The organism is Nocardiopsis terrae (assembly GCF_014651695.1).
In the GTDB taxonomy this organism is placed as follows: Bacteria; Actinomycetota; Actinomycetes; order Streptosporangiales; family Streptosporangiaceae; genus Nocardiopsis; species Nocardiopsis terrae.
Genome location: NZ_BMXJ01000004.1, coordinates 102,054 through 120,615, shown reverse-complemented (window position 1 = coordinate 120,615; position 18,562 = coordinate 102,054). Strand labels below are relative to the sequence as shown.

16 protein-coding genes are annotated in these 18,562 nt (G+C 70.8%); 10 read left to right on the top strand and 6 right to left on the bottom strand.

All coding sequences use genetic code 11. The annotated features are described in order from the left end of the window. Positions 1–26: 26 nt before the first annotated feature. Positions 27–338: a hypothetical protein gene (locus IE195_RS12065; RefSeq protein WP_191270755.1), complete on the bottom strand. Its 312-nt coding sequence runs from the start codon at positions 336–338 to the stop codon at positions 27–29. A 164-nt stretch (positions 339–502) separates the two neighbouring features. Here IE195_RS12065 and IE195_RS12060 point away from each other — a divergent pair, with 164 nt between their 5' ends. From IE195_RS12060 to IE195_RS12045, 4 genes are all read left to right on the top strand, one after another. Next, positions 503–1,327, top strand: a complete 825-nt coding sequence (locus tag IE195_RS12060) for an ion transporter (RefSeq protein WP_191270753.1) — start codon at positions 503–505, stop codon at positions 1,325–1,327. A gap of 146 nt (positions 1,328–1,473) precedes the next feature. After that, a complete protein-coding gene (pgi, locus tag IE195_RS12055; protein WP_191270751.1) occupies positions 1,474–3,168 on the top strand; it encodes a glucose-6-phosphate isomerase in 1,695 nt (564 codons plus the stop codon). Between the two features lie 323 nt (positions 3,169–3,491). Further along, entirely contained in the window at positions 3,492–4,517 is a 1,026-nt protein-coding gene (locus tag IE195_RS12050; protein ID WP_191270749.1) for an ABC transporter permease, read from the top strand. A gap of 115 nt (positions 4,518–4,632) precedes the next feature. Continuing rightward, positions 4,633–6,444 (top strand): ABC transporter substrate-binding protein, encoded by a 1,812-nt coding sequence (locus IE195_RS12045; protein WP_191270747.1) that lies wholly within the window; start codon positions 4,633–4,635, stop codon positions 6,442–6,444. Between the two features lie 142 nt (positions 6,445–6,586). Here the strand turns inward: IE195_RS12045 and IE195_RS12040 are convergent, their stop codons facing one another. Next, positions 6,587–7,540, bottom strand: a complete 954-nt coding sequence (locus IE195_RS12040) for a phosphatidylinositol-specific phospholipase C (protein ID WP_229826180.1) — start codon at positions 7,538–7,540, stop codon at positions 6,587–6,589. A gap of 305 nt (positions 7,541–7,845) precedes the next feature. Here IE195_RS12040 and IE195_RS12035 point away from each other — a divergent pair, with 305 nt between their 5' ends. Further along, on the top strand, positions 7,846–8,859 hold the full coding sequence (locus IE195_RS12035; protein WP_191270745.1) for an ABC transporter permease: 1,014 nt from the start codon (positions 7,846–7,848) through the stop codon (positions 8,857–8,859). Between the two features lie 14 nt (positions 8,860–8,873). Then, positions 8,874–10,727: an ABC transporter ATP-binding protein gene (locus tag IE195_RS12030; protein WP_191270743.1), complete on the top strand. Its 1,854-nt coding sequence runs from the start codon at positions 8,874–8,876 to the stop codon at positions 10,725–10,727. Positions 10,728–10,793: 66 nt separating this feature from the next. On the opposite strand, the gene IE195_RS12025 is transcribed toward IE195_RS12030, so the two are convergent. Then, positions 10,794–11,417 (bottom strand): TetR/AcrR family transcriptional regulator, encoded by a 624-nt coding sequence (locus IE195_RS12025; protein WP_191270741.1) that lies wholly within the window; start codon positions 11,415–11,417, stop codon positions 10,794–10,796. Between the two features lie 158 nt (positions 11,418–11,575). Between IE195_RS12025 and IE195_RS12020 the strand changes: the two genes are divergently transcribed. Beyond that, positions 11,576–11,962 carry a hypothetical protein gene (locus IE195_RS12020; RefSeq protein ID WP_191270739.1) on the top strand — a complete coding sequence of 129 codons (387 nt, stop codon included), beginning with the start codon at positions 11,576–11,578 and terminating at the stop codon, positions 11,960–11,962. Positions 11,963–12,238: 276 nt separating this feature from the next. Beyond that, positions 12,239–12,601 carry a GntR family transcriptional regulator gene (locus IE195_RS12015; RefSeq protein ID WP_191270737.1) on the top strand — a complete coding sequence of 121 codons (363 nt, stop codon included), beginning with the start codon at positions 12,239–12,241 and terminating at the stop codon, positions 12,599–12,601. Positions 12,602–12,716: 115 nt separating this feature from the next. Here the strand turns inward: IE195_RS12015 and IE195_RS12010 are convergent, their stop codons facing one another. The 3 genes from IE195_RS12010 to IE195_RS12000 all read right to left on the bottom strand — a co-directional run bounded on the left by IE195_RS12010 (position 12,717) and on the right by IE195_RS12000 (position 16,493). Further along, complete coding sequence (locus IE195_RS12010; protein WP_191270735.1) at positions 12,717–13,073, bottom strand: hypothetical protein; 357 nt, start codon at positions 13,071–13,073, stop codon at positions 12,717–12,719. A gap of 158 nt (positions 13,074–13,231) precedes the next feature. Continuing rightward, the gene (locus tag IE195_RS12005; protein WP_191270732.1) at positions 13,232–14,641 is read right to left on the bottom strand and encodes an RNA polymerase sigma factor; all 1,410 of its coding nucleotides are present in this window, start codon (positions 14,639–14,641) and stop codon (positions 13,232–13,234) included. 577 nt (positions 14,642–15,218) lie between these two features. Then, on the bottom strand, positions 15,219–16,493 hold the full coding sequence (locus IE195_RS12000; protein ID WP_191270730.1) for an AMP-binding protein: 1,275 nt from the start codon (positions 16,491–16,493) through the stop codon (positions 15,219–15,221). A 175-nt stretch (positions 16,494–16,668) separates the two neighbouring features. On the opposite strand from IE195_RS12000, the gene menB reads away from it, so the two are divergent. After that, the gene (gene menB, locus IE195_RS11995) at positions 16,669–17,508 is read left to right on the top strand and encodes a 1,4-dihydroxy-2-naphthoyl-CoA synthase (RefSeq protein WP_191270728.1); all 840 of its coding nucleotides are present in this window, start codon (positions 16,669–16,671) and stop codon (positions 17,506–17,508) included. Further along, entirely contained in the window at positions 17,505–18,491 is a 987-nt protein-coding gene (locus IE195_RS11990; protein WP_191270726.1) for an o-succinylbenzoate synthase, read from the top strand. Before menB ends, IE195_RS11990 begins: the two co-directional genes overlap by 4 nt. Positions 18,492–18,562 lie beyond the last annotated feature (71 nt).

Below are 18,562 nucleotides of genomic sequence, written 5' to 3'. Positions count from 1 at the left end.
AGCCCGGGCGCCCGGTGCGCGAGGGCTCAGTGACCGCGCCGACGGTCCACCCGCTCGGCGAACTCCTCGGCCCTGAGCAACCGGGACAGCTCGCCCCGCCCCGGAGCGGGCGCCCGGGCCTCCTCCGGTCCGGGCCCCTGTTCCGGGTCCTCCTGGTCGAGTTCGGCGTCGATACCGAGCGCCTCGTGGTCCTCGATCTCCTCGATCCGGTAGTCGTCCGGGTGCTCCTCCAGGTACTCCGCCACAGCGGTGTCCTGGTCCGGGGCACCCACGTCCATCTCGGCGTCCACGTCGTCGATGTCCGCCGCGTCGCGGTCGAAGTCTGCGGATTCCGTCACCGGCGGCCCCCTCGCCTCGGTTCCCCTGTTTCCGATCATGCCTGGTCGGGGCGGCAGACGCCAGTAGGGCGGGCACGGCGGGGGACGGGGGAGGAACAGCGGGAAGCCCCCAGCGGTAGGCTTTTGCGCGCTCGCCCGACACAACGAACGGAGTCCCTCCCACCGTGACCGTGCGCGAACGGGTCCTCGGACTCGTTGACTCCTTCTGGTTCCAGAGCGTGGTCGTCACCCTCATCCTCGTCAACGCCGTGACCCTGGGCGCCGAGACCTCCCCCCGGATCATGGCCGAACACGGCTACCTGCTGCGCGGGATCGACATGGTGATCCTGGCGCTCTTCGTGGTCGAACTGTCCCTGCGGGCCTACGCTCACCGGGGCACCTTCCTGCGCGACCCGTGGAGCTGGTTCGACATGGTGATCGTCGGGCTCGCCCTGATGCCCTCCTCGGGCCCCTTCGCGGTGCTCCGGGTCCTGCGGCTGCTGTCGGTGATACCGACCCTGCGCCACGTGGTGGCGGGGCTGTTCCGGGCGCTGCCCGGGATGGTGGCCATCCTCTTCCTGGTCATCCTGCTGCTCTACGTCTCGGGTGTGATGGCCACCAAGCTCTTCCAGGACGTGTCCCCCGAGTACTTCGGAGACCTGCCGACCTCCCTCTTCACTCTCTTCCAGATCTCCACCGCCGACAGCTGGTCCACGATCGCCAAGGACGTGATGGCGCATCAGCCCCTCGCCTGGGTCTTCTTCGTGGTCTTCGTCCTGGTCTCCACGTTCGTGGCACTGAACCTGTTCGTTGCGGTGGCGGTGGAGGCCCTGGAGAAGGACTCCGGTGACGGCGGGGCCGAGCGCGGCGCGAAACGCGATCCGGCGCCCGGACCGGAGGGCGGCGGAGGGCAGGAGCAGGTTCTCGCCGAACTGCGCGCCCTGCGCGCGGAGGTCGCGTCCCTGCGCGGGGACCGTGAGCGCCAGACCAGCGGTACTTCCGCCTCCTGACGCTCTGACGTGCGCGGAAGGGCCCGTGGTTGGCGGCTTTCGTGGGAGGGTAAGGGGTACAGCTGCAAACGGCGCACACGTCGCGCGGACCGAGCACCCGCGCGCCGCGGGCACCACTGAGACCATGGATGACGAGGAGCGACCGGATGTCTGCGAGTACACCCCTCCCTCGGACCGAGGACACCGGGAACCGGTCCGGCGTGACCACCCCCCTGGACCGGCGAAAGGAGTGGTCCGGGCTCGCCGAGCACCGCGACCGCTTCGGCTCGACCCACCTGCGCGACCTGTTCGCCGACGACCCCGCGCGCGCTGACCGCTACACCCTCGGCGTCGGCGGCCTGCACGTCGACTACTCCAAGAACCTCGTCACCGACGAGACGCTGCGCCTGCTCAACGACCTGGCCGCGGCCACGGGGGTCGCCTCGCTGCGCGACGCCATGCTGCGCGGGGACCACATCAACCTCACCGAGAACCGGGCCGTCCTGCACACCGCCCTGCGCGCCCCGCACGGCGAGGTGGTCAGGGCGGACGGACACGACGTGGTCCCCGAGGTGCACCGGGTCCTGGAGCGGATGGGCGCCTTCGCCGAGCGGGTCCGCTCCCGCGCCTGGCTGGGCCACACCGGCAAAGCCGTGACCAGGGTGGTCAACATCGGTATCGGCGGTTCGGACCTGGGGCCGGCCATGGCCTACGAGGCGCTGCGCCCCTACACCGACCGCGGGCTGGAGTTCCGCTTCGTCTCCAACGTCGACGGCACCGACCTGAACGAGGCCCTGGTCGACGCCGATCCCGAGCGCACCCTGTTCGTGGTCGCCTCCAAGACCTTCACCACCGTCGAGACCATCACCAACGCCTCGGCGGCCCGGGACTGGCTCCTGGCCGGGCTGGGCGCGGGTTCCGACGCGGTCGCCGAGCACTTCGTCGCGGTCTCCACCAACGCCGAGAAGGTCGTCGAGTTCGGCATCGACACCGCCAACATGTTCGAGTTCTGGGACTGGGTGGGCGGCCGCTACTCCTACGACTCGGCCATCGGCCTTTCCCTCATGGTGGCCCTGGGCCCGGAACGGTTCCGGGAGATGCTGGCGGGTTTCCACCTCATGGACACCCACTTCGCCACGGCCCCGCCCGAACGCAACCTGCCGTTCCTGCTCGGTCTGCTCGGCGTCTGGTACGGCGGCTTCTTCGACGCGCAGTCGCACGCCGTGCTGCCCTACAGCCACCACATGTCGAAGTTCCCCGCCTACCTCCAGCAGCTCGACATGGAGTCCAACGGCAAGTCGGTCCAGCGCGACGGCCGCCCCGTCAACTGGCAGACCGGGCCGGTGGTGTGGGGCACCCCCGGGACCAACGGCCAGCACGCCTACTTCCAGCTGCTGCACCAGGGCACCAGGTTCGTCCCCGCCGACCTGATCGGCTTCGCGAACCCCGCCCCGGACCTGGACCCGGGCCTGGTCCCCCAACACGACCTGTTGATGGCCAACCTGTTCGCCCAGGGGCAGGCGCTGGCCTTCGGCCGCACCTCCGCCGAGGTCGCCGCGGAGGGGGTGCCCGCCGACCTGGTCCCGCACCGGACCTTCCCGGGCAACCGGCCCACCACCACGGTCCTGGCCGAGCGGCTCGACCCCTCGGTGCTCGGCCAGCTCGTCGCCCTCTACGAGCACAAGGTCTTCGTCCAGGGCGCGGTGTGGAACATCAACTCCTTCGACCAGTGGGGCGTACAGCTCGGCAAGGTCCTGGCCAAGCGGTTGGAGCCCGCCCTGACCGAGGGCGCCGAGGTTCCCGGGCTGGACCCCTCCACTGGCGGCCTGGTGCGCCGCTACCGTACGCTGCGCGGTCGCTGACGGGACCGGACCCCGGCCCCGCAGTGGTTTCACCGCCCCGTCCGGGACACCTGGTCCGGGCGGGGCGGTGAAACCGAACGGAAGGACGGACCCATTCGGTGAAGGTTGGCCGACCGTGAGAACTCCGCAACCCTGAGCCCGGCCCGGGACGGTTCCGGGCCACCCCCGGCTGACGGGCCGCGACACACGGGCCCGCCCCGCCGGTTGCGGCGCCGGGCTTCGGCCGTCGCCGGTCGGCGCGGACGCTGGAAACCCCCTCCCCCCTCATGCAAACTCTGCGTAGTGAAGTAGTCACAGGCAGAGAGGGCGGGGTGCAGGGGCATATGACCACGCCGATGGACGTTCCCGAGTCGTCCCAGCACGCCGAGCCGGAAGCGGTCGCCGCGGGGGCCAGGGGCGCCGCCAACAGGTCCCTCCGTCAGATCGCCTGGCAGCGCTTCCGTAAGGACAAGGTCGGGATGACCGGCGGGATCGTGGTCATCCTGCTCATCCTGGTCGCGTTCCTGGCGCCCCTGCTCACGTCCTGGTTCGGTTACCCGCCCAACCAGTTCAACCAGGCACTGATCGACCCGCTCACCGGCGGGGTCCTGCGCGACCCCGACGACCCGGGCCAGGGCCTGGACCCCTGGGGCGGCATCAGCACACAACACCTCCTGGGCGTCGAACCGGTCAACGGCCGCGACCTGTTCAGCCGAATCGTCCACGGCGCCCAGACCTCGCTGCTCGTCGCCACCGTCGCCACCGTGGTGTGCGTGGTCATCGGCACCGTCCTGGGCATCCTCGCCGGTTACTTCGGCGGCTGGGTCGACGTGGCCATCAGCCGGGCCATGGACATCTTCCTGGCCTTCCCCCTGCTGCTCTTCGCCATCGCCCTGGTCGGCGTCATCCCCGACGGGGCCTTCGGCCTGTCCGGGAACAACCTGCGCATCGGCGTCCTGGTGTTCATCATCGGCTTCTTCAACTGGCCCTACATCGGACGCATCGTGCGGGGCCAGACCCTCACCCTCAAGGAACGCGAGTTCGTCGAGGCCGCACGCAGCCTCGGCGCGGGCAGCGCCCACATCGTCTTCCGCGAGATCCTGCCCAACCTGATCACCCCGATCCTCGTCTACTCCACCCTGCTCATCCCCACGAACATCCTCTTCGAGGCGGCGCTGAGCTTCCTCGGTGTGGGCATCAACCCGCCCATGGCTACCTGGGGCGGCATGTTGGAGAGCGCGTTGCGCTTCTACACCACCTCTCCGCACTTCGTGATCATCCCCGGCCTGGCCATCTTCGTCACCGTCCTCGCCTTCAACCTCTTCGGCGACGGGCTCCGTGACGCCTTCGACCCGCGTTCCTCCGACTGAGGGCGCAGCCCGTCCGGCCCGTTCGGCATTCCTTCCCTGCCCCGCCGCCCCGATCAGCCACCCGCCGGGCCGTGCGCCGCACGTCCCCACCAGCGAAACCGACCAGGAGGCCAAGGTGACCACCCATCACTTCACGCGTCAGGAGCCGTCCCGGTGGCGCGGCGCACTCCACCGCCGCACAGCTCCGGCAGCCGTCGGAACCGCCATGGTGCTGCTGCTGGCCGCCTGCGGCGGCGACGGCGGCGGAGGCGGCGGCGGGGAGTCCGACGCCGAGTTCAACGAGGGGGAGACGACGGTCGTCAACCCCTCCGACGAGACCGGCGGCACCCTGCGCTACGCCATCTCGGCCGACTTCGACTCACCCGACCCGGGCAACACCTACTACGCGTTCAGCTGGAACTTCTCCCGCTACTACGCGCGCACCCTGCTCACCTACACGCAGGCCCCCGGCGAACAGGGCATCGAAATCCAGCCCGACCTGGCCGAGGACATGCCCGAGGCCAACGAGGACTCCACCGAGTGGACCGTCCGCATCAAGCAGGGGCTGCGTTACGAGGACGGCTCGGAGATCACCGCGCAGGACATCAAGTACGCCATCGCGCGCAGCAACTTCGGCGACCAGGCGCTGCCCAACGGCCCCAAGTACTTCCAGGACCTGCTGGCCGACAGCGAGGACTACGAAGGGCCCTACGGGGAGGGGGAGGACCCGCTGGCCGGGTTCGGCGGTATCGAGACACCCGACGACCACACGCTGGTCTTCCACCTGAACAAGAGCTTCTCGGAGTTCCCGTACGTGCTCATCCAGCCGCAGACCGCGCCGGTGCCCCCCGACGCCGACCGGGGCGAGCAGTACCAGAGCGACGTGGTCTCCTCGGGGCCCTACAAGTTCGACGGCGAGTACCGTCCCGGGGTCTCGCTGAACCTGGAGCGCAACGAGGAGTGGGACGCCTCCACCGACCCCACCCGCAGGGCCCTGCCGGACCGCATCGAGGTGCAGCTGGGCGTCGACCAGAACGAGATCGACCAGCGGCTCGTCAACGGCGAACTCGACGTCGACCTCGGCGGTACCGGTGTCGGACCGGCGATGAAGGGCACCCTGATCACCGACGAGGGCCAGCGCCACAACGTCGACAACCCGCAGACCAGTACCCTGCGCTACCTCAACGTCAACACCGTCATCGAGCCGCTCGACGACCTGGCCTGCCGCCAGGCCGTCATGTACGCGGCCGACCGGGACGCGCTCCAACGCGCCTGGGGCGGTGACACCGGTGGTGACATCGCCACCCAGATCATGCCCGGCTCGCTGCCCGGCGCGGACCCGAGCATCGACCTGTACCCCTCCGAGGACAACAATGGCGACCTGGACATGGCCCGGGAGAAGCTGGAGGAGTGCGGCGAGCCGGACGGCTTCTCCACCTCCATCGGCGCACGCGCCGACCGTCCCGCCGACGTGAGCACCGCCGAGGCGGTCCAGCAGGCCCTGGCCCGGGTGGGCATCGAGACGGAGATCAAGCAGTACCCCTCGGACACCTACACCAACACCCAGGCCGGTTCACCCGCCTTCGTGCACGAGAACGACCTGGGTCTGACCGTGTACGGCTGGGCGCCGGACTGGGCCAGCGGTTACGGGTTCATGAGCAAGATCCTGGACGGCGACGCCATCCAGGACGCCGGGAACTCCAACATCTCCGAGTTGGACGACGAGCAGATCAACGAGTGGTTCGACGAGGTCGTCTCCGTGGATGACGCGGACGAGCGCGCCTCGATCTACACCCAGATCGACCAGCGGGCGATGGAGCAGGCCGCGATCCTGCCGGCCGTGTTCGAACGGACGGTCCTCTACCGGCCCGCGAACCTGACCAACGTCTACTACCACGCGGGTTACTCGATGTACGACTACATGGCCCTGGGAACCACGGAGGACTAGGGGACAGCGGGCAGAGCGGCGTCTGCCGCGGGGCAGTGACCGGGTTCCCCCTCGGGGCGGGGCGCGTTCCCCGGTCACTGCCCTCTCCCGTGCCCCGGGCACCTGACCCGGGGCACCGGGCAGGAGTCCACCGGTGCGGTACCTACACCCCCGGGTTGTGCGCCAGGACCAGGTCGGTCAGCTCCTGGCTGGGGAAGTCCATGACCACGACTCCCGTGCGGGGCGCCCGGGAGCCGCGCAGGTGGCCGGCGGCCCGGTCGTTGACGCCGCTGATGCCCAGTGCGCCCCAGGCGACCTCGCGCGGGTTGGCCCACGGCGCTCCGCTGCCGCTCAGGTGGTTGACGTACAGGACCTCGTCCGGGCCCGCGGCGGCCGCGTCCAGGTGGTCGCGGACCTTCTCCCACTTGGCGGGGATGTCGAAGAGCGTGGGCACCCGGTAGTCGTCCTGGAGGTCGACCGAGGGGCCGTTCCAGCGGATCCCGTAGTCGCGTGCGGCGGAGAAGTCCTGGACGATGACGATGCGGCCCCGGACCTCGCCCAGGTCGGGCACGTAGGAGCCGCCCTGCCGCGGCGGCACCCACAGGTGCTCGGCCAGGAGGTCCCGGGTGTCGGGGTTCTCCTCGATGTAGTGGTTCAGGGTCTGTTCGTAGCTTCGGGTGTTCTCCTCCTCGGTGTGCTCCTTCTTCATCCGCACCAGCACGGTCTCGGTCGGGTTCTGCGCCAGGAAGGCGCTGACGTCGCGGACCACGTCGGTGAAGTTGAGGTGCAGGTACTCCGAACCGTGGTGGATGGGGAAGGAGTCGCGGTAGTGGCGCGTGCGCACGTCGAGGAAGCGCACTCCGGAGTCGAGTTGCCCGGAGATCGTCAGGTCCTGGGTGCGTGACCACACCGTGCCGCGCCAGGCGCCGCTGTCGTGCGTGCCGGGAACGGACAGGGCCGACAGGCCGGTGCCGTCGGGCACCCCGGCCATCCACGCGGCGTGCGAGGGCACGGGTGCGGCGGGGGCCGGTCCGGCGGCGGCCGCCGGTACGGGGAGCAGGAGAAGGGCGGACAGGGCCGCGCCCAGCAGGGGCACACGGACAAAGGAGGGGAGCAAGAGGGGGCCTTCGTTCGGAACGGTCGTGCCTGGACTGCCGATCACCATGCCACGGGTCGAGGGCACTGTCATCCCCGTGCCGGCTGCCGGCTCCGGTCGGGGCCGGGCCCCGGGAACGGGCTCCCGGCGGTGCGTGGTCCGACGCGCATACCGCCCACATACGTGATCGTCTCAGTACTCTGCGTTACTGTGTGCGTCCCGGGCGGGTGTTCGCCGTTGCGGTACCCGTCGGATCACCCATCCCGCCGCCGGGCGTGGCGTACCGGCGCCACGCGAGGTGCGACCGAAGACAGGAAGCACGCGCCTTGCTGACCTACATCCTGCGCCGCCTGGGCGCCGGTCTGCTGCTCCTGGCCGTGGTCACCATGGTCACCTTCGCCATCTTCTACGTGGTGCCCAGGTGGGCGGGCCGGACCACCGAGCAGCTCGCCACGATGTACGTGGGCCGGGCCCCCACCCCGGAGGCGATCCAGGCCACCATCACGCGGCTGGGCCTGGACCAGCCGATCGCCGTGCAGTTCTGGGAGTTCGTCCGGGGCATCTTCCTCGGCGCCCAGTACCAGTTCGGCCGGGACACGATCGAGTGCTCCGCCCCCTGCTTCGGGTACTCCTTCCAGACCTACCAGGAGGTCTTCCCCGAGATCGTCGCCCGGCTGCCGGTGACGGCCTCGCTGGCCCTGGGAGCGGGGATCATCTGGCTGGTCGGCGGTATCGCGGTGGGGGTGGTCTCCGCGGTGTGGAAGGGCAGCGTCTTCGACCGCCTGGCTATGGCGGTGGCCCTGGCGGGGGTCTCCCTGCCGATCTTCTTCACCGGACTGCTGACCCTGGCCTTCCTGGTCCACGCCTGGGGGCTGTTCACCACCCCGCGCTACGTGCCCTTCACCGAGGATCCGTTCGGTTGGGCGCAGGGGCTGATCCTGCCGTGGCTGACCCTGGCGTTCCTGCACGCGGCCATGTACGCGCGGCAGACCCGGGCGGGGATGCTGGAGACCCTGAACGAGGACTACATCCGCACCGCGCGGGCCAAGGGCCTGAGCGAGTACAAGGTCGTGCTCAAGCACGCGCTGCGCCCCACCCTGACCCCCATCGTCACGATCTTCGGTCTGGACCTGGGCCTGGTGCTGGGCGGCGCAGTCCTGACGGAACAGGTGTTCTCCCTCAACGGGATCGGCCGGTACGCGGTCCAGGCCATCACCCAGAGCGACCTGCCGGTGATTCTGGGCGTGACCCTGTTCGGCGCGTTCTTCATCGTCATCTGCAACCTGATCGTGGACCTGGTGTACCCGCTCATCGACCCGCGTGTGCGCATCCACAACTGAGAGAGGCGTCCCCGATGACCGAATCCCCTTCGCCCCCGGCCGCCTCCGGCGCGGTCGTGCGCGTGGAGAACCTGCGGGTGACCTTCCCGACGATGGACGGTGACGTCCACGCGGTGAAGGGCCTCTCCTTCGAGGTGCCCGCCGGCGGTGCCCTGGGCATCGTGGGTGAGTCGGGTTCGGGTAAGAGTGTGACCTCGTTGGCCCTGATGGGTCTGCACCGGGGGAGCCGTGCCCGGATCACCGGCGCCATCGAGGTCGTGGACACCGATGTGGTGGCCGCCAGCGACAAGAAGCTGCGTTCGATGCGCGGCAACGACATCGCGATGGTCTTCCAGGACCCCATGCAGTCGCTGCACCCGCAGTACACGATCGGCAACCAGCTGGTCGAGGCGCTGCGGGTGCACCGACCGCAGGTGTCCCGGGCCCGTGCCCGGCAGAGGGCGGTGGAGTCCCTGGAGCGGGTGGGTATCCCCGAGCCCGCCACCCGGATCAACTCCTATCCGCACGAGTTCTCCGGCGGTATGCGCCAGCGCGTGCTGATCGCGATGGGTCTGATGTGCGATCCCAAGGTGCTGCTGGCGGACGAGCCGACCACGGCCCTGGACGTCACCGTGCAGGCCCAGATCCTGGATCTGTTGGACGAGTTGCGCCGCGAGCTGGACATGGCGCTGATCCTGGTCTCGCACGACCTGGCCGTGGTGGCCGGTTCGGTGGACGAGGTCATCGTGATGAAGCAGGGCCAGGCCGTGGAGCGGGGCGGGGTGCGCAGGGTGCTCTCCGAGCCCGAGCACCCCTACACCCAGGCCCTTTTGGCGGCGGTGCCGCGGGTGGAGGTCTCCCGGGCCGAGCGCCGCGCCCAGGACCGCGCCGACCGGGCCGAACGGGACCGGCGGGTTTCCGGTGGGGTCCCGGGCGGCTCGGCGGAGCCCGCGGGGGCGACGGAGGCCGCCCAGGCCGGCCGGGAGCGCGCTGACGAGGCGAGGACCTCCGCCGTCTCCGGTGCGGAGCCGGGGGAGGGGCTGGGTGAGCCGTTGTTGCGTGTGCGGGATGTGGCGCAGCGGTTCCGGGTCCGCGGTGGTACGTGGGGCCGGTCGTCTGATTTCTGGGCGGTGCGCGGGGTCAGTTTCGATCTGCACAAGGGGGAGACCCTGGGTGTGGTGGGTGAGTCCGGGTCGGGTAAGAGCACCCTGTCGCGGATGATCATGCGGTTGTTGGAGCCCACCGAGGGGTCGGTGGAGTTCGAGGGTCGTGACATCACGCATATGGCGGAGCGGGAGTTGCGTCCGTTGCGTCAGCACGTGCAGATGGTGTTCCAGAACCCGTACTCGTCGTTGAATCCGCGGTTGACGATCGGGGAGAGCATCGGTACGGCGTTGAAGGTGCAGGGGGAGCGGGACGGGAGGAAGGTTCGGGCCCGGGTGCAGGAGTTGTTGGAGCGGGTGGGGTTGGAGCCGCACCACTACAACCGGTTCCCGCACGCTTTCTCGGGGGGTCAGCGTCAGCGGATCGCGATCGCGCGGGCGTTGATTCTCAAGCCGAAGTTGATTATCTGTGATGAGCCGGTGTCGGCGTTGGATGTGTCCACGCAGGATCAGGTGTTGCGGTTGTTGTCGGAGTTGCAGGATGACTTCGGGTTGACGTACATCTTCGTGGCTCATGATCTGGCGGTGGTGCGTCAGGTGAGTGATCGGGTGGCGGTCATGCGTAAGGGTGAGGTGGTGGAGATGGGGGACAGTGACTCGGTGTACGAGAGTCCGCGCAGTGAGTACACGCGGCAGTTGTTGACCGCGGCTCCGGTGCTGGACCCGGACGAGGCCCGCCAACTACGCGCCGAACGGGTGCGGATGCAGGCCGGGGGGATCGCCTGACCGGACGGAGGACGGGTCGGCCGCCGGGCCGCGGTCCGACGGCGTCCCCGTGGTGCCCCGGCCCGGTCAGCCGGAGAGTCCGCCGAGGAGGGCGCGCAGGCCGAAGCGGAACCGGGCCAGGGCTTCGGCCTCTTCGGGTGAGTCCTCCTGCCCCCGGTGCCGGACCTGGTGGGCCACCGACCCCAGGCAGTAGGAGTGCAGGGCGTCGCAGGCCCGGGGCACGTCCGTCCCGGCCAGACCGGCTTCGGTGAAGGCCGTGTGCAGGAGCGCCCGCGTGTCCTCTTCGCCCAGGGTGTGCGGCGCACGGTGCATCAGCAGGGACAGCGCGCCGGAGTAGGTGAGCAGGCGGGCGCGGTAGGCCTCGGCCCAGGTGGTCAGGCGCTCGTCCCACGGGCGGTCGTCGGCTTCGGCCGCCTCCGCGGGGGCCTCCTCCGAACCCGGCTCCTCCTCGGGCGGGCCCTGCCCCTCGGTCAGTCCGCTGACCACACGCGCCGTGGTGACGTAGGCGGCGATCGCGTTGAACAGCTGCTCCTTGCCCCTGGGGAAGTGGTGGTAGATCGCCATGGCCTCCACGTCCAGGGCGTCGCCCAGGCGGCGCATGGACAGCCCGCCCAGCCCTCGCCCGGCGATGATGTGGAGGGCCTCGATGATGATGCGTTCACGGCTGAGACCGGCGTAGTTCCTGCTCACTCTGCTGCCTTCCGGGGGACGTGGGGGCCGACGGTGTAAAGCTGGCAGTTGCGTCGGCGCGACGCCAGCACCGACTCACGGCCCGGCTCGCCAGATGATCTACGTCACCCATAGGGTTGCCTCGACACGGCTGACGGTACTCCCCACGGAGAGCGCACATGCGACTTGCCAAGCAGGACAGGACGAAGGCGCGGACACACCTCGCCCGGGACCGGGAGCTGGCCGAGCGCCTGCCCCTGTTCCTGAGGTCGGTGGCCGAGGCCGAGCGGGCCCTGGACGAGGCGCGGGACAGGGGCGCCCCGGTCGAGGAGGTCCACGACCGCGGCGTGGAGCTGGACGAGGCGCTGACCGAGGCGATGCGCGCCGCCTACGCGCAGGAGCGCGTCCTGGTCGGGGTCAAGGGCTACGGTGACCGTATCCAGCGCCGTAAGCGCCTGGCCCGGCCCGAGGTCAAGCAGGCCACCCAGGTCGCCGAGCGGCTGCTCACCGCCCGGGAGACTCACCGGTTGCACGGTATTCCGGGGGTGCCCCGCCCGGTCGGGTGAGCACCGGCCCCTCCTGAGCCCCACGGGTCCGCCCCGTGGGGCTTCTCCGTGTGCCTGGTCGTGTCGGTTGGAGGTTGGTGGTGGGCGACGGGTGTGGGGATGCTGCGCGCGTGAGCGTGTCGGTTGAGGGTTGGTGGTGGGCGACGGGTGTGGGGATGCTGCGCGCGTGAGCGTGTCGGTTGAGGGTTGGTGGTGGGCGACGGGTGGGCGTAGGTTTGGTACCTGCCCGGACTCCGGGCGGAGAACCGGCAAGTCACGTGGGGAGCGAAGAAGGACATGGCGGATTTCATCCGCATTGATCCAACGTCGAAGGTACCGCCCTACGAACAGATCAGGGCCGTCGTCGCGATCGCGGCGGCCAACGGGGACCTGCCGGTCGGGTATCGGCTTCCCACGGTCCGTGCGCTGGCGGGCCAGCTCTCGGTCGCGGTGAACACCGTCGCCCGCGCCTACCGGGAACTCGAACAGGCCGGGGTGGTGGAGACACGGGGCCGTTCCGGCACCTTTGTGGCCGCTGCCGGGGACGACCAGCGCGCCGAGGCCCTGGCCGCGGCCAGGGCCTACGCCGAGGTCATCACCCGGGTGGGGCTGGATCACGAGGAGGCCGTGGAGATCCTGCGCGCCGCGCTGGAGGGCTGAGCCGGGCGGGGAGGGGCGGACCCCGCGGTTCCGTCCGGCTTCCGGGGGCGGCCGTTCGGCGGTGCTCCCGGAGCCCCGGCGGTGTCCCGTCAGCCCCGTACCGGCCGTCCCCGGCTCAACGGCGCAGGCCGCTCACGGAGATCAGGTAGAAGGCGATCAGCCCCGCCCAGACGATGAACATCCCGCCCGCGCCCGCCATCGCGGCGCCGATCGCGGTCGAGGGGATGCTGATGCCGAGGCAGACCAGGGACAGCACCATCCGCACGTTGTTGGCGGGCAGCCCCCGGCTGCTTCCGGTGTCGTTGGCGCCCGCCTGGCGCGCCACGTGGTGTTTGACGCGTTCCTCGATGGTGTCGTCGACGCGTTCGACGAGGGAGGCGGCCATCGCCTCGTCGTACTCGGGGCCCAGTTCACGGCTGGCCCGCAGGGCTGCGGCGATCTCTTCCTGTTGCCGCGGGGGGTTGTTCGTCATCTGCCCATGGTCGCACCGGCGGCGGAGAGGGGACAGCGACGGCGGGCGATACCAGGGGAGAACCGGGGTTCTCCCTGATCCCGGGCCCGCCCCCGGACAGCGGTGGAGCCGCTCCCCGCGGGGAACGGCTCCCTACCGTGGCTCGCGTCCGGCGGACCCTAGCTGGCGAAGTCCAGCAGTTGCTGGGCGCGGCTGGGGTGGCGCAGCTTGGACAGCGACTGCTTCTCCAGCTGCCGGATCCGCTCCCGGGTGAGCCCCAGGTGCTTGCCGATCTCGTCGAGGGTCCGCGGCCGTCCGTCCATCAGCCCGAACCGGAGGGACATGATGGTCGCCTCGCGCGGCTCCAGGTCCGACAGCGCGTTGCGCAGCTGGTCGGCCATGAGCTGGCGGTCGACCACCTCGGAGGCCTCCGAGGCGTCCACGTCCTCGATCAGGTCGCCGATGCGGGTCTCGCCGTCCTCACCGATGGTCGAGTCCAGGCTGATCGGCTGGCGGGTGACCCGTAGCAGCTCCTCGATCTGGGTCGGGGTCTTGTCCAGTTCCAGCGCCAGCTCCTCGGGCGTGGGCTCACGCCCCAGGGCCTGGTGCATGTCGCGCTCCAGGCGGCTCACCTTGCTGAGCAGCTCAAGCACGTGCACGGGCAGGCGGATGGTGCGCGCGGAGTCGGCGAACCCGCGCTGGATGGCCTGGCGGATCCACCACATGGCGTAGGTGGAGAACTTGAAGCCCTTGGTGTAGTCGAACTTCTCCACGGCGCGGATCAGGCCGAGGTTGCCCTCCTGGACCACGTCCAGCAGCGACATGCCGCGGTCGCTGTACTTCTTGGCCACGGACACGACCAGGCGGAGGTTGGCCTCGAGCATGTGCGACTTGGCCTTGCGGCCGTCCTCGGCCACCCATTCGAGCTCATCGCGCTCGACGTCGGCCATATCGACGGTCTCGTCGACCTCGCCGTGCAGCCCGAGCCGGTACTCGGCGTAGAGCCCGGCCTCGACCCGCTTGGCCAGGTCGACCTCCTGCTCGGCGGTGAGCAGCTGACGCCGCCCGATGGCCTTGAGGTAGGTGTGGACCGAGTCGCCCATGGCGGGTGACTGGTCGTCGAGGTCGGCCTCACCGGTTTCCGGATCGGTGGTGGCCTGGGCGGTCTCGGCCTTCTTGGTGCGCCGCGTCGAGCGGGCCTTCCTCCGGGTGGAGGGGCCCTTGCGCGGTGCGACCTTGCCGGATGTGGCCTGGGGTACCTCGTCGGTGTCGGGCACCGTCGCGATCAGAGTGTTTTCCAGCACGTCGTCCTCGGCGTCAGAGTCGGCCACCATCGCGGAGTCCTCGCCCCCGTTGGCGAGTCGGACCCCGTTCTCGGTGAGTTCACGCAGGATGGAGCGGCCGTCACTGGAGGTGACTCCGGCCGCGGAGAAAGCGGTACGTAGTTCGGAGAGGGACAGGTGTCCCTGAGCGCGCCCCTGGGCGATCAGGTCGGCCAGGGCCACGTTGGCGGTGCGGTCCTCGTCCGGAGCGCCGCCGACGGGGGCGTCGGCCTCGTGGCTCGAAGCGGCCAGGGCAGTGCTCGTCATGTGGGCACCTCCCTCCCTTCCAGGACATGTGGCACGTGGCGGAGGGTTACCGCCGACTGGACGCGCCAATATGTCCAACGTGTCGGAGAGTCAAATGTTCCCCGTCTCGATTGGATATCGGCGAGGGTGGCATAGATCACTGTTCCATGAGTAGCGGAATGCTGACCCGTGCGGGTAAAGGAAAGCGCTCGGCTTCGGTGCTCGGACCGCTGCGCGGCAGGCGTTCCGGACACGGGGGAGGGCGCAGGGGAGCGGACGCGTGGACCGATGGCTGCCGCCAACCGCGGACCTCCTTGGGAGAGGGGCCGAAGAAACCGGATACTCAGGTAGACGCCAGGGAGGTTCGGTAAGTTCCCCGCCTTCCGGACAGACCCACCCGGGGCTGTGCCCGCGGGCCCGCCGGAGAACGGGGGGTGCCCCCGGGCCTCGCCGGTACCGACAGGTGCCGACGGCTCTGGGAACGGCACCCGCTGCGGTCAGGGTCCCACGTGTGCGGACCGCACCGGTAAACGCCGCTTTGCCCCAGGGGCGGTTCTGCCCCAGGGGCGGTGCGGGGGCGGGACCGGGCCGCGGGCCCTCAACCGGCCGGTCGGCGCAGTGCCACCAGGTCCGGCTTGCCGGAGGCCAGCATCGGCAGGGCGGGACGCAGGTCCAGCTCCCGGGGAGCGGCGTAGGACGGCAGCCGGTCGCGCACCCGGTCGCGCAACCCCTCCAGCGTCGGCGGATCCTCCGGGTCGACGGGGACCACGACCGCGGTCACCCGCTCGCCCCACTCGGTGTCCGGGCGGCCCACCACCACGGACTCCGCCACGGCGGGGTGTTCGGAGACGATGGCGTTCACCTGGCCGGGTACTACCTTGTGGCCGCCGGTGTTGACCACCTCGTCCATCCTGCCGAGGATGTGCAGGCGGCCCTCGGCGTCCACCCGGCCCAGGTCGTTGGTGTGCAGCCAGCGTCGTCCTGCACCGTCCAGGGCCAGTCCCGCCTCGTCGCCGTCCGCGGCCCAGGTGTCCTCCACCGCCGCGCCCGGGGGCAGCCGGTAGCCGGTGAGCAGTGTCGGGCCGCTGAGCAGGACCCGCCCGGACCCGCCGGTGGCGGAACCGGCGATTCGGACCCGGGTCCCGTCCAGGGGGAAACCGTCGTACACGCACCCGCCGCAGGTCTCGCTCATCCCGTAGGTGGTCACGACACGGCCGCCCGCGGCCCGGGCGGCCGCCAGCAGCGCGGGTTCGGCCGCCGCGCCCCCGAGCAGGATCGTGCCGAACACCGACAGGTCGGCGCCCGCGGCCAGCAGACGGCGCAACTGGGTGGGGACCAGGGACACGTGCGGGCGCAGCCGGCGCGCCGACTCCATGAGGGAGTCCGTGTCGAAGGCCGCGTGCACGGCCCCGGTCCCGGTGACCAGCGCGCGCATCATCACCTGGATGCCGGAGATGTGCCCGGCGGGCAGGACGCACAGCCAGGTGTCACCGGGGCGGGCGCCGATCCGGGCCACGGAGGCGAGGGCGGAGGCCCGCAGGGCGTCCGCGGACAGCTCCACGCCCTTGGGTCGGCCGGTGGAGCCGGAGGTGGTGACGACCAGCGCCGTACCGGGGTCCGCCGCAACACCGCCGTCGAGGGCGGTGACCCCCTCGGGTGTGCGCAACGAGGAGGGGCGCATGGCGGTGAGGAGTTCGGCCGTCCGGGAGTCGGGGGTGCCGTCCGGGACGGGCAGCAGGGCGGGGCCGGTGCCCTCCAACGCGGCCGCGAGCAGCCGGTTCAGGTGTTCGGGGGCCAGGCCGCGTACTGCCTGGAGGGCGCGCCCGTCCTCGGGGGAGGGGGCCTGGGACCGGTGTTCGCTCGCTTGTGCCACGGTGCCCCAGCGTACGCCGGGCGGGAAGCGGGCGGTTCCGCGGGGCCGGGGCGGGGGTGTGCCCGTCCGTCCCGGCTCGCCTGGCAGAATGCGTAGGGTTGACGCTTGGACGCGGCGGTCACAACGCCCGCGGGCGTCCGCACCGTCCCCATCCCCGTGAGGAGAAGTAGAAGCCGTGAGCAGCGTGATCGACTGGCAGCGGTCGGGCGAGTATTCCGACATCATCTACGAGACCGCGGAGGGCATCGCCAAGATCACGATCAACCGCCCAGAGCGGCACAACGCCTTCCGTCCCCAGACGCTGTTCGAGCTCCAGACGGCGTTCAACATCGCCCGGGACGACTCGGGTGTCGGTGTGATCATCTTCACCGGAGCCGGCGACCAGGCCTTCTGCTCCGGCGGTGACCAGAAGATCCGCGGCGACGACGGCTACATCGGTGACGACGCCGTCGCCCAGCAGGGCATCGGCCGCCTCAACGTGCTGGACCTCCAGGTGCAGATCCGCCGTCTGCCCAAGCCGGTGATCTGCATGGTCGCGGGCTGGTCCATCGGCGGCGGCAACGTGCTCCAGGTCTGCTGCGACCTGACCATCGCGGCCGACAACGCCAAGTTCGGGCAGACCGGCCCCAAGGTCGGCTCCTTCGACGGCGGCTACGGTTCCTGGCTGCTGGCCGAGACCGTGGGTCTGAAGAAGGCCCGCGAGATCTGGTACCTGTGCCGCCAGTACAGCGCCCAGGAGGCGCTGGACATGGGCATGGTCAACACCGTCGTGCCGCTGGCGGACCTGGAGAAGGAGACCGTGCAGTGGGCCCGGGAGATGCTGGAGAAGTCCCCGCTGGCACTGCGCATGGTCAAGGGCGCGATCAACGCGGTGAGCGACGGAGCCGCCGGGATGCAGCAGTTCGCCGGTGACGCCACGATGCTCTACTACATGAGCGAGGAGGCCCAGGAGGGCCGGGACGCCTTCAAGGAGAAGCGCAGCCCCGAGTTCGACAAGTTCCCGCGCCGCCCGTGACCGGGACCTCGGAGCCCGACCCGGCGGGGGCACCCGCCGGGGGGCGGGCCTTCGCGATCGGCCTGCGCAACCGCTTCCGGGGCGTCACGGTCCGTGAGGGCATGCTGGTGCGCGGCCCCGCCGGGTGGGGCGAGTTCTCGCCCTTCGCCGAGTACGGGCCGCGCGAGGCCTCCCGCTGGTGGGCGGCCTGCCATGAGGCGGCCCACCTGGGCTGGCCCGAGCCGCTGCGCGACCGTGTCCCGGTCAACGTGACCGTGCCCGCGGTGGACCCCGAGCGCGCCGCGCGGATCGTGGCCGACGGCGGTTGCGCCACGGCCAAGGTCAAGGTGGCCGAGCGGGGGCAGGACTGGCGTGCGGACGTCGCCCGTGTCGAGGCGGTCCGCGCCGCGATCGGCCCCTCGGGCCGGGTGCGGGTGGACGCCAACGGCGCCTGGGACGTGGACACCGCCGTGCGGATGACCCGCGAGCTGGACCGGTTCGGGCTGGAGTACGTGGAGCAGCCCTGCGCGACCCTGGACGAGCTGGCCGCGGTCCGCCGCCGGGTGGACGTTCCGGTCGCCGCTGACGAGTCCGTCCGGCGGGCGGAGGACCCCCTGCGGGTACGCGCCTCCGGGGCCGCTGACATCGTGGTGCTCAAGGTCCAGCCGCTGGGGGGTGTGCGCGCCGCGCTGCGGGTCGCCGAGGCCTGCGGTCTGCCGGTGGTGGTCTCCAGCGCCGTGGAGACGTCGGTGGGGCTGGCCGCGGGTGTGGCCCTGGCGGCCGCCCTGCCCGAGCTCCCCTACGCCTGCGGCCTGGCGACCATGCAGATGCTGACCGCTGATGTCACGGCCGAGCCGCTGCTGCCCGAGGGCGGCTTCCTGCCGGTCCGCCCGGCGGTCGTGGACGAGGGGGCGCTGCGGTCGGTCGAGGTCGACCCGGGATCCTGGCGTGCGCGGGCCGAGCAGGCCCGGGCCGCGGGAGCGGAGCCGCCCGGGCCGCGGTGACGTGCGACCGGGCGGATGGGCAGGAGATCACAGCCGGGTTCGTTCGCTGTTCAGCGCCGAACGGGGTTCAC

Excerpts from the sequence above, each read along its gene's own strand:
- IE195_RS12015 (WP_191270737.1), top strand. The coding sequence starts at position 12,239 with ATGGCGGATTTCATCCGCATTGATCCAACGTCGAAGGTACCGCCCTAC.
- IE195_RS12050 (WP_191270749.1), top strand. The coding sequence starts at position 3,492 with ATGACCACGCCGATGGACGTTCCCGAGTCGTCCCAGCACGCCGAGCCG.
- pgi (WP_191270751.1), top strand. The coding sequence starts at position 1,474 with ATGTCTGCGAGTACACCCCTCCCTCGGACCGAGGACACCGGGAACCGG.
- IE195_RS12005 (WP_191270732.1), bottom strand. The coding sequence starts at position 14,641 with ATGACGAGCACTGCCCTGGCCGCTTCGAGCCACGAGGCCGACGCCCCC.
- IE195_RS12030 (WP_191270743.1), top strand. The coding sequence starts at position 8,874 with ATGACCGAATCCCCTTCGCCCCCGGCCGCCTCCGGCGCGGTCGTGCGC.
- IE195_RS12010 (WP_191270735.1), bottom strand. The coding sequence starts at position 13,073 with ATGACGAACAACCCCCCGCGGCAACAGGAAGAGATCGCCGCAGCCCTG.
- IE195_RS12020 (WP_191270739.1), top strand. The coding sequence starts at position 11,576 with ATGCGACTTGCCAAGCAGGACAGGACGAAGGCGCGGACACACCTCGCC.